The sequence below is a fragment of the Pedobacter soli genome (assembly GCF_900101435.1).
Lineage (GTDB): Bacteria > Bacteroidota > Bacteroidia > Sphingobacteriales > Sphingobacteriaceae > Pedobacter > Pedobacter soli.
Window position 1 is genome coordinate 68,347 of sequence record NZ_FMZH01000016.1, and the last position, 10,515, is coordinate 78,861.

General features: G+C 44.1%; 7 protein-coding genes and 1 pseudogene. 2 read left to right on the top strand and 6 right to left on the bottom strand.

Features of this window, described 5'->3' with window-relative positions:
- Window positions 1-151 precede the first annotated feature (151 nt).
- On the top strand, window positions 152-652 hold the full coding sequence (locus BLR37_RS22900) for a GNAT family N-acetyltransferase (protein WP_090772740.1): 501 nt from the start codon (window positions 152-154) through the stop codon (window positions 650-652).
- Between the two features lie 86 nt (window positions 653-738).
- Here BLR37_RS22900 and BLR37_RS22905 read toward each other — a convergent pair whose 3' ends face one another.
- Complete coding sequence (locus BLR37_RS22905) at window positions 739-2,097, bottom strand: alkaline phosphatase family protein (RefSeq protein ID WP_167356669.1); 1,359 nt, start codon at window positions 2,095-2,097, stop codon at window positions 739-741.
- Between the two features lie 241 nt (window positions 2,098-2,338).
- Here BLR37_RS22905 and BLR37_RS22910 point away from each other — a divergent pair, with 241 nt between their 5' ends.
- Window positions 2,339-3,160 (top strand): glycoside hydrolase family 16 protein, encoded by an 822-nt coding sequence (locus tag BLR37_RS22910; RefSeq protein ID WP_090772742.1) that lies wholly within the window; start codon window positions 2,339-2,341, stop codon window positions 3,158-3,160.
- A gap of 261 nt (window positions 3,161-3,421) precedes the next feature.
- Here BLR37_RS22910 and BLR37_RS22915 read toward each other — a convergent pair whose 3' ends face one another.
- From BLR37_RS22915 to BLR37_RS25680, 5 genes and pseudogenes are all read right to left on the bottom strand, one after another.
- Window positions 3,422-5,419 carry an OmpA family protein gene (locus tag BLR37_RS22915; RefSeq protein ID WP_244154739.1) on the bottom strand — a complete coding sequence of 666 codons (1,998 nt, stop codon included), beginning with the start codon at window positions 5,417-5,419 and terminating at the stop codon, window positions 3,422-3,424.
- 3 nt (window positions 5,420-5,422) lie between these two features.
- Entirely contained in the window at window positions 5,423-6,388 is a 966-nt protein-coding gene (locus BLR37_RS22920) for a PorP/SprF family type IX secretion system membrane protein (RefSeq protein WP_090772747.1), read from the bottom strand.
- A gap of 48 nt (window positions 6,389-6,436) precedes the next feature.
- Window positions 6,437-7,738 (bottom strand): T9SS type B sorting domain-containing protein, encoded by a 1,302-nt coding sequence (locus BLR37_RS22925; protein WP_244154740.1) that lies wholly within the window; start codon window positions 7,736-7,738, stop codon window positions 6,437-6,439.
- 25 nt (window positions 7,739-7,763) lie between these two features.
- Window positions 7,764-9,341 carry a hypothetical protein gene (locus tag BLR37_RS22930; protein ID WP_143009652.1) on the bottom strand — a complete coding sequence of 526 codons (1,578 nt, stop codon included), beginning with the start codon at window positions 9,339-9,341 and terminating at the stop codon, window positions 7,764-7,766.
- A 1-nt stretch (window position 9,342) separates the two neighbouring features.
- Window positions 9,343-10,515: pseudogene (locus tag BLR37_RS25680) on the bottom strand (hypothetical protein); the annotation flags it as partial.

A 10,515-nucleotide genomic window follows, 5' to 3' on the forward strand; every position in this document is an offset into this window, starting at 1 on the left:
TGTGCTTATTTTTTTACCCACCCACTCATTATTTTAGCCACGGATGTACACAGATAAACACGGATTTTAACCCTTATTCATCCCGCCTGAACGGTTGGGCATTCTTTTTATCTGTGGTTAATTTATTTGGCCATTCCCTTATCTTTGATGCATGACAATCAGATTGGCCGAAATGGCAGATATAGTGAACATTATGCAACTGGTGCGCAAAGTAGTGCCCTTAATGCAGGCCGCAGGAAATTTTCAGTGGGGAAACGATTATCCAAATCCTGAAGTCTTTACACAAGACATCGCCTTAGCACAATTATGGGTTGCCGAAATCGATCAGCAAATTGTGGGCGTGTCGGCCATTACCACCGATCAGGACCCTGAGTACACAGATGCGGGCTGGGATATTACCGAAAAGGCCATTGTAACGCACCGCTTGGCTGTAGACCCCGATTTACAGGGCAAAGGCATTGCGAGGGCTTTGATGCAGCAGGCCGAAACAGTTGCACAATCGCGAAATATTAGCATTTTAAGGGTAGATACCAATAGCGAAAATAAAGCAACTCAGGCGCTTTTCCCGAAATTAGGTTACACATTTAGCGGAGAAATTACCCTGGCCAAACGCCCGGGGTTACGCTTTTTCTGCTATCAGAAATTATTGTAGGAACACAAATACTTTTAACCAAAAATGCCCCAGTGTTATTACATCCGGGGCATTTTCTATGTTAATGCCTTTTAACAGGCAAATTTTTATTTCTTAGCCGGAGCCAGTATGCCCGGATAAAGCACACCATCTGTTTTCAGGTTAAGGTTTAATAATTTTGCAATTAATGGTGCAATATCTTCCTGACCAATTAAAGGCAAAACAGTACCTGCTTTAATTCCTTTGCCGAAAGTAACAAAACCCGTTTGTATTTCTTTAAAATCGGTTGGCAGGTAACCATGTGTGCCCCCGCTGGCCGGGGCAAGCATATCGCCTGTTGCCGCAGCACCAAAGCTGAACCCCTGATTTGCAGCAAGTGCTAAAACAGCAGTTGGGTCGCCCTGAGCTTTGGCAATCGCTTCTTTATCCAACACATGGAAAGTTCTTTGGATACCTTCAGGTAACTGGCTTAATGCTTTTTTCACCTGCTCTACACTCTTTTTATCGTTTGGATCTTTAAGATGTAAAAAGGCCGAACCACCGCTTTGCTGAAAATACGCTTTCCAGCCTTCTTTATTGGCATCATCGTACAAACCAAGTTTATTTAACACCACATTGGGTTTAAACTGCGTGTGGATATCAACAAACCCATGATCGCCGGTAATGATAAAAGTGGTGTTTTTGCTCATACCCGAAGCTTCTACAGCATCCATAATGGTTTTAACAGCCACATCGGCACCCACAATAGCCGATCTAACCTTATCGCCATCACGGCCTTGCTCATGCTCAAAATGATCTAACAAGGCGATGTGTAAAGCCAGGAAAGCAGGTTTATATCGTCTGAAAATATAAGCTGCCATGCGCGATTTGTTCTGATCGCTGGTAAAAAAATCAACCGATGCGCCATATTCTTCATTAAATTTACCCACCGCATAGTCCTGTACCTCCTGAAAAAGTTCTTTAGGGTTCGATTCTAAGGACATGGCTTTAATCTCATCCTTTTTTTCGCCTTTGCCCTGCGGAAGGATTACATACTCAGGTAGGTTATAGTTAATCGGTGCGCCTACAGTAACCGGCCAGCTCACGCCTGCGGTAGTTAAACCTGCATCTTTAGCAGCTGTCCAAATGGTAGGCACTTTAATATCTTTGTAGTACCAGAACCACTTGCCTGATACGCCCAGCGGTTCAACCGGGGTATTGTAATAAATACCGTGTTTAGCAGGCAATACACCGCTTACCATAGTGGTATGTGAAGGATAGGTTACTGTTGGAAAACTACCTCTAACACCTTCTGCGTACGAACCTTTTTGCATGGCCTGGCGTACATTTACCATACCCCATTGCGGATCTAAATAAAATTCGGGGCGTAAACCATCTATACTAATCAATACCACATGATTCTCCTGAGCGGCTACATATCCGGCCGAAAGCCACAATAAGGCCATTAGGGCAACTATTCGTTTCATAAATCTTTTTTCGGCAAAGGTATCTGGCCAACGTAGGCTTTATGTTTGATAAAGGTTAAGAAAACGTTAAGATTAGCACCCTAAAGCATCTGCCATTAAACAGGACCTTTAACCCGCACTGGCCTATTACCCGCAAACCAACAATACCTGAGTATTTTTTGCCCTATTTGTTAAGGATTTTGCCCCCTGCTTATGTTAAAAAAGATACACCTTTATGCATTAACCAAATCTAAAATTCACTATGAAAAATTCCGTTTCGATTTTAATTACCATTCTGCTTTTATCCTGTGCTAAGAAAAATGATGTTCCTGAACCACCTACGCTTCCGTCAAAAACTGACCCTTTTCTTCAAAAACCCTTAAAACCAGCCGATTTTATTGGTTTGATGACACCTGTTTTTAGTGATGATTTTAACGGAACAACCATCGATGCCAGCAAATGGAGCTACAGGGCCGACGGATCTGTAAGGGGATATGCTACTGTTTCGGGCAGCAAAACCATTTCACTTGATGGCAAAGGCAATCTGGTTGTACAAACCATTAAAGATACTGATGGAAAATATTATGTCGGGCAGCTGTCTACCGATGGAAAATTCAGCCAGAAATATGGCTATTTTGAATGCAGGGCTAAAATGCAGAAATCGCTGGGTACACACTCCTCTTTTTGGCTGCAAACCAATACCATGGGCTCGCAGGCCGATAATGCCTTGGCGGTGGGTGCAGAGGTCGATATTTTTGAATACCTGAAGCCTAATCCAAACGCCACTTACCATACCGTGCATTGGGGAGGTTACGGCGCAACACACAAAAGCGAAAGTAAAATTGTGCCGAGCGAAACCATTAACGATGGTAATTTTCACACTTTTGGCCTGCTCTGGAATAACGTAGAATATGTATTTTTTGTTGATGGAACCGAAGTATTCCGTACCAGTAAAGGTTTATCGGGCATTGCCGAATACATGATCTTAAGTACCGAATTAACCGGTTTTGGCGGCGATTATACCAAAGGCGTTTATCCGGATGAGGTTGTATTTGATTACGTTAAAACCTACCAGTTTAAATAGGCTGCATTGACAAAAAGTTATTTTCAAGTCTGTTCCTTCGGAGCTTCTTCGGAGTTTCTTCGGACTAACTTCGGAATTGGTTCGAAATTACACGAAGAAAATCCGTTGTAGATCCGTAATTAATCTGATAAGAATACCCAGCAAATACCCCCAGATATTGGTGTAATGCGTTTATTAAAATGATGGTAAAAACGAAGCCATGCAAACCAGGTTTTTCTAGTCTATCCCTACGCTAAATCCGCCCGGCTGCATAGCAACGTTTTATAATTTTACAATCTTAAATTCGGTTCTCCTGTTTAACTGGTGTTCGGCCGGAGAACATTGTATTCCATTGGCGCACTTATTCAACAGCTTCGATTCTCCATAGCCTTTAGCGGTAATCCGGTTCTGGTTAATCCCCTGATTAATGATATACTGAACCGCAGCGTTGGCCCTGTTTTGCGACAGCCGCATGTTGTATTGATCATTGCCTCTGCTATCAGTATGCGACCCGAGCTCGATCCAAATAGTTGGGTTATCTTTCATGATTTTAACTAATTTGTTCAGTTCTATAGCGGCATCAGGCCGGATGTTGGATTTATCGAAATCGTAATAAATGTTTTCGAGCTTAATGGCTTTTTCGAGTTCTACCTTTTCTAAATACAGGTTTTGATTGAGCGTGGTGCTTGCAGTTAGCCCTTTGGTACTTAGCTGTGCCAAATCGTTACGGTAAGCAGTTTTCTCACCACTGAGCTGATAATCGGACGATTTTTCCAAATTGAATTTAAATGCACCATCATCGCCTGTTAATACTTTCAGGTTTTGGAACCCGGTTTTATTTAGGGTTACCACAGCATTGCTTAACGGAAGGTTGGTGCGTTTATCGATTACAATTCCGGTGAGTTTAAATGCAAGTATTTCCTGTGCTTTAAAGCTATAAATATCATCGTTTCCTAAACCGCCTAGCCGGTTAGAACTCAGGTACCCGTTTAGCGCATCGGTTTTCAGAAAAGCGAAATCATCTTGCGGCGAATTGAGCGGATAGCCCATATTTTCGATCTGTCTGATTTCATCGGCTACAAAACTGGCTTTATAAATATCCAGTCCGCCCATGCCTACCCGGCCATCGCTGCTGAAATAAAAATCGTTATGGGTACCCAAAACCGGCGTACGTTCGTTGCCGGCTGTATTCAGTGCTTTCATATTAACGGGTAGTTGCCAGGTACCATCTGCATTTCTGCGGCAAAAATAAATATCTGCACCACCCAACCCGCCCGGCATGGTAGAACTGAAATAAAGCGTATTGCCATCAGCACTGATATACGGATCGCTAAGCGAATACTCGTCTACTTTGTTAAAGCTAAAAGCAAGGGGAGCAGTCCAATTGCCCTTTTCGTCTAATTTGCTCGAATAAATTTCTACATTAACGGTAGCCAGTTTGCCTTTTACATAAACCGGCTGCTTAGGGATTTTGGTTAAAGTAAAATACATTTCTTTGCTGCCTTGTGTAAAGCTGGCTGGCCCCATGTGGTAATCGGTATGGGTGCTGATCGGAAAAAGGCTTAGGCTATCGGTCGTTGCCTTTTGCGTGTACAACCTCAAGTAGGGATTTCCGGTCCAGCCGTAAATGTTTTTATCGGGTTTCTTCGCGCCATCGAATTTAAGAAAAGGGCGTTCGGAAGTGGATTGACCCAGGCCATTAACTCCACGATCGGATGCAAAGGTTACCCTATTCCCAAAAGAATTAAGCCCCCAATCTGACTGGGCCGAATTGAACTGTGTGGCATTGGAAATGATTACCGTTGTGGGGTTCTTCATCCAGTATAGTGCAGAATCGCAGCTCAACAACCAACGGTTTGCATCGGCTGGGGCAATAGTTTTATCCAAAATGGCATATTTTTGAAACTGCTGTTTCGCTTCAGTGTATTTACTATTCTGCTGTAAAGCTTTGGCGTAGGCCAAAATATTTTCGGGTTTGGCATCGGCCATGCCAGCTGCAATGGCGCTCCAGCTCTCGGCCTGTTTGTAATCGTTTATAAAAGCATAACACTGGTAAAGGCGCTCGGCGGCGTAGCGGGTGGCTTTTTTTTGGTAAGCCTGTTCGTACAAATTAATGGCCTTGCTGTAATTAAAAAGCTCGTATTGCGCATCGGCAGCATTGAGCACATATTGCGCCTGGCTACGGCCACTGCTAAAAAGCAACAGCGCAGAGAGCATAACCGTAGCTAGAAATCCCTTTGGGTTAATAATGATCTTGGAGGATATGAATAATTGGGCCATGGTTTAAAAAATTCTTGGGGTTAACATGCGCATGTTCTTTTTATTGAAGAAATAGCTGATTGATATTTCATGTGTTCCGCCGCTGTATTGTTGAAGCGGCCCAATAGAAAAATCGTAGGCATAGCCAATCCTCAGGTTTTCGGTTGGGAACACTTGTACAGCGGCCACTGCCGAATTCATTTTACTCAGCTCTTTTTGCAGGTAATCTTTATTGTAGAGCTTAATTCCGGAGCGGTACGATCCGCCCAGCCACAATTTTTCGTTTAAAATTACAAAGGCATTCAAATCGATACTGCTTGGCCCGCCACGGTCATCTTTTAATAAAAATGAAGGTTTTAAAAGGATATCCTGCGATAAGGGAACCAACACACCTGCGGTAAGGTAATAATGCGGTTTAGGCTGTGGAATAAAGGCATAGCGATCGATATCGATATACTGGGAAACCAGGTTATCGGCACTTACTCCGGCATAAAACTTATCGTTAGCAAAATATACTCCTGCCCGGGCATCGGGTACAATGGTGCTTTCCATGCCGGTAGGCTGGTAAACTTCAAAATCGTTAGGGTTAAGCATGGCCCCATCAATACCCAGCTGAACTGCTCCAACACCCAAACCCAGGGCAAGTCGCGAAGTTCCGTCGGCATTTAAGCGAATGCGGTAAGCATAATTGGCATAAACCGACTGGTTACGCTGGGCCCCGAGCCTGTCGCTGGAGAGTTGCAGGGCCAGTCCAACATTGCCGTTATTGGCAATGGCATCAACGGCTACCGACATGGTTTTAGGCGAACCGGCCAGGCCTGTCCACTGGTTACGGTAAAAGGCATGTACGTTTAATTGTTCGCGGTAACCTGCATATGCGGGATTAATGTAAATGCCGTTAAACATATACTGGCTAAACTGTGCGTCCTGCTGCGCGAAACAAAACCCCGACAGTATAATGAAGCCAATTATGGTGAATATTTTTTTCATGATGATGATCTGATTGCGTCGGTTCAGGCATTTAAAAACCTTAACCGCTTATCTTTTAAATGCCCTGATTAATGTGATGTATCCTTTATATACCTGCCATGTAGCAGCTGCATCTGCTTTAACCCTCAACACATAATAATAAGTGCCCTCGTTAAGCCCTTCGCCTGTCCAGTTGTTTTGGTAGTTACCAGCTTTATACACTTCGTTGCCCCAGCGGTTTACGATAACGAGATCGTTTGCTTCAAAAAATTCGAGTCCGCGGATTTCGAAGGTATCGTTATTGCCATCGCCGTTTGGCGTAAACAGGTTGGGGATTATTAAATTATTTCCATCAAGCGAGTGCTTGGTAAAAAAAGCACCATTGGCCATTATACCTCTTGCCATGCTTACGTTATTGCGGGTATGCACACCCGGCGAAGGATTGATTCCGGGGCTTTCATCCCATTTAGCCAGGCCTAAATATTCGGTAATGGAAGCTTTTGCATCAATAAAACCGGGGCCATTGGTAATTGCGTTGTGTTGTAAGGTAACCGTAGCAGTTGCAGCGGTTGCAGCATATAAATTCCAGGTCCTGTCCATCCCCTTTACCTTATCGGTGCCCGGGATATTATCATCAGCACTATAATCCTGAACACTTGCAAAAACACGGGTGGTTACTTTTGGCGTAAGTGTGGCCGGGGTATAATCGCCTTCGGCAATACCAATCGGAAACACAAATGCGGTATTGGCACTCAGGTCTTTAACCATGTGGCCGGTTATGCTGTTTTCGGTAACCACCATGCGCGATGTACCGTAATTGCTGATTTTACCACTGGCGTTAAAAACTAAATTATTCCCGTTGAGTATAATATCGGCACCATTAGCAGCCAGATCCAATGTTCCGGCAATGTTTAGTGTAGCGCCATCTGCCCCGGTCGGGTTTTGGGTTCCATATCCGGGATCGCTTACATTGGCTAAAGTCATGTTATCGGTGTTGCGATGTTCGATCAGGAGATTGATAAAATCACCATTATTGCCATCAATTTGTGTGGCCCCCGAAGGCATGCCGGTATAAAAAGGATTATCGCCCGGATTGTAAATGATAATTTTGCCTGTGCCGTTAAATTTTGCACCTGGGGCAATCCAGATATTTTTACTGTAAATGACCAGCGTACCATCGATGGTCCAGTCGGCATTGGGACCAAAATAAGTGCCTTCAGAGAAACGCTGCTCTGTTGTTCCGGCAGCAATATGTACTGTCGAATTATCGACGGTACTGCTCCCAGATCCTGTTTGCGCCTGAGTTTCAATTTGGTAACCCAGCAAAAGCAGGAGGATAATAATTAATATCTGTAATGTTTTTATTTTCATGTTGAATGAATTATCGCTTCGGCGGTTATTGGTTACCTGAAGGCAACATGGGATTGGTAATGACCTGGCATTTGGAAACCCTGACTGTGATGGTGGCATCCTGAGAACGATAAGCTTCATCGCCATAAGGGCCACCCACAACCGGAACCGTGATCCCTTTTATGTTATAGTTGATGGATGCTGTACCTATAAAGCCTGCAGCTGGCGTAAAGGTTACTTTCTTTGTTGTAGCATTATAGGTAAACGTACCCTGGCTACTGGTTACCGAAAAAGGATTGGCTGCAGTAGTACCATCGCTGTTCAAAAACCTGAATTGACTGGCATCAATATTATCCTTCGATGCAGTTGGCACCGGCGATAAAAGTATGAGACCAGTATAAGCTATATCATTGGCATAAGGATCAACAACTACTGGAATATTTCTACAGGTAGTACCCAAATCATCAGCCGCTTCAGCCGCATAAGGCAAGGTAACCGTTAAGTTTTTGATCAGATGGATATTGTTTAAACCACCTGTACTGGCAGCAAAACCAATGCGTAAAAAATCGGGAACAGTAGCAGATAAGGTTCTCTGTGTATCGGCACCAGTAGTACTACTGGTATTATAATCGGTATTACCGGCTGCATTGGCATTTTCGGTATAGGTAAAGGAAGTACGGTAGAGATAATTATCAATCACCGTGGTAATAGTGCTTCCGTGTTGAATTTTAACTGTTATGTAAAAACCATTATTGTTACCTAAAAGGTCATTATTTGGGACTAAATCAATAAAAGCCTTTCTATAATCGGCATCAGCTGTTGTAGCGCCCAGGCCTGTTGTTTTAAGGTCGAAACCTGTTGATGGTCCTGTAGAAAAGGTATAACCTCCGCCAGTTTGATTTAAAACAGCTCCACCATTACCTGTGGGCACTGCCAATGTTGATTGGGTAATCATTACCGGATAACCGGTAAAGCCCTGGCCCTGACCTGTATTGTTAATCACTGGTCCGGCAGCTGCCCTTAAGGTAACATGGCTTGTACCAGCCAGGTTTACACCATTCCATCTTTTATCAGTTTGAAACTGCCTCGTTTTGAAGTTTCCAAAAGCATCTATACCTACGCCTAAATAAGCACCGGTAAGACCAGCTTTACGATTTACTGCCCAGGAATCATTAGCACGGGCAAAATTATAACCTAAATCTCCACCCGGAGCGCCAATAACCGGATTAGTTACTGCGGCATCAAACAGAAACATTGAAATACCATCTGCTCCGTTTCCACCGTACATTCCAAACTCAAATGCAATTTTAACTCCGTTTTTAGAAGAAAACTGTCTGTTATTTATAAAGATAGCACCAAAAAGGCTGTTAACAGCACGTGTTAAACGTAAGCCATTAGTGGTAAATGCTACATCGTTGGTTCCCGCTCCGGTTGGAGTAGATACTTCGGAAGGTTTAGTACCTGAAGTAAAAGATTGGGCATAAGGAAAATCTCCATAAGAACTCTGTGCCTGTGCACTTTGTTTATTCCCGAAGAACAAACAAAGTGTTAAGCTCAGTGTAACTATTTTGCCCGATTGTTTTAAATTAAATAGCCTGTTGCGCATTCTTTTTATCCTATTCATGCTATTTAACTTTAAATACAATGTTCATGAACGAAGCTTCTGTTGCTATTGCGGTTGATTTAACTGTATAAGTAATTACACCGGCAGTAGAAACCGTTACGGTATTGAATACGGTATTATCGAAATAGGTAACGAAATAATCCAATTCGCTCGCTGGCAATACCGGCAGCGTAGAAGAAGCGTTGCTTCTGGCCTGGCCGATGCCGCCAGAGAAACCAAATTGCTGCGAATACTTGCTATAAATATCCAAAGTCTGGTTACCGGTCAATGGCACTCCATTAGAATCGTGCGTAGGCACCACTACAGAAGGTGCATAGAAGAACTTGGGTAATGCGCCCTTTAAGGCTTGTAAAACACCTGTTGAAGTGACAGTTACTACTTTATCCGTTTCGGCACCAGTTTGCAAACCCGGAATGGCCAATGTATTTGCAGCGGTAGTGGTGATGGTGGTTGCCCCGGTTAACGGGCCTCCCAATTGGGTATTGGTAGCGCTTGATTTATTTAAACCATTATCAGCAGTACTTGCAGGTGCCAGGGTAGAAAGATCTACCGTCATGGTATTTCCTCTTTGCAAAGTAAGTGTTAATATTTTGGTAGCTGCATTTAAGCTAAAAGCAGTAATAGTTTGGTTATCAGTATCAATTATAGTGTTATTGATAATATAAGGACTAGCTGCAGTTCCTGCACCCGTAATGCTTATTCCAGTTCCGGCTTGCGAAACACCTCCTACACCATTGGTACCTGCAGGTCCTTGCGCGCCAGTTGCGCCCACAGCTCCCTGCGGTCCAGCGGCGCCTGTGTCTCCCTTATCACCTTTCAAACCCTGGGCACCTGTTGCACCGGCAGGACCAGTAGCACCTGTTAGACCAATCGGACCCTGAGGGCCAACTGCGCCAGTAGCTCCGGTATCACCTTTATCGCCTTTCAAACCCTGAGTCCCTGTTGCACCGGCAGGACCGGTAGCGCCTGTTAGACCAATAGGACCCTGAGGGCCAACTGCGCCAGTAGCGCCGGTATCTCCCTTATCACCTTTCAAACCCTGGGCGCCTGTTGCACCGGCAGGACCTGTAGCACCGGTTAGACCAATCGGACCTTGAGGGCCAACTGCGCCAGTAGCTCCAGTATCTCCCTTATCGCCTTTTAATCCCTGAGCACCTGTTGCACCGGCAGGACC

Coding starts and splice junctions, on each gene's coding strand:
- BLR37_RS22900 (WP_090772740.1), top strand. CDS start 152: ATGACAATCAGATTGGCCGAAATGGCAGATATAGTGAACATTATGCAA.
- BLR37_RS22905 (WP_167356669.1), bottom strand. CDS start 2,097: ATGAAACGAATAGTTGCCCTAATGGCCTTATTGTGGCTTTCGGCCGGA.
- BLR37_RS22910 (WP_090772742.1), top strand. CDS start 2,339: ATGAAAAATTCCGTTTCGATTTTAATTACCATTCTGCTTTTATCCTGT.
- BLR37_RS22915 (WP_244154739.1), bottom strand. CDS start 5,419: ATGGCCCAATTATTCATATCCTCCAAGATCATTATTAACCCAAAGGGA.
- BLR37_RS22920 (WP_090772747.1), bottom strand. CDS start 6,388: ATGAAAAAAATATTCACCATAATTGGCTTCATTATACTGTCGGGGTTT.
- BLR37_RS22925 (WP_244154740.1), bottom strand. CDS start 7,738: ATGAAAATAAAAACATTACAGATATTAATTATTATCCTCCTGCTTTTG.
- BLR37_RS22930 (WP_143009652.1), bottom strand. CDS start 9,341: ATGAATAGGATAAAAAGAATGCGCAACAGGCTATTTAATTTAAAACAA.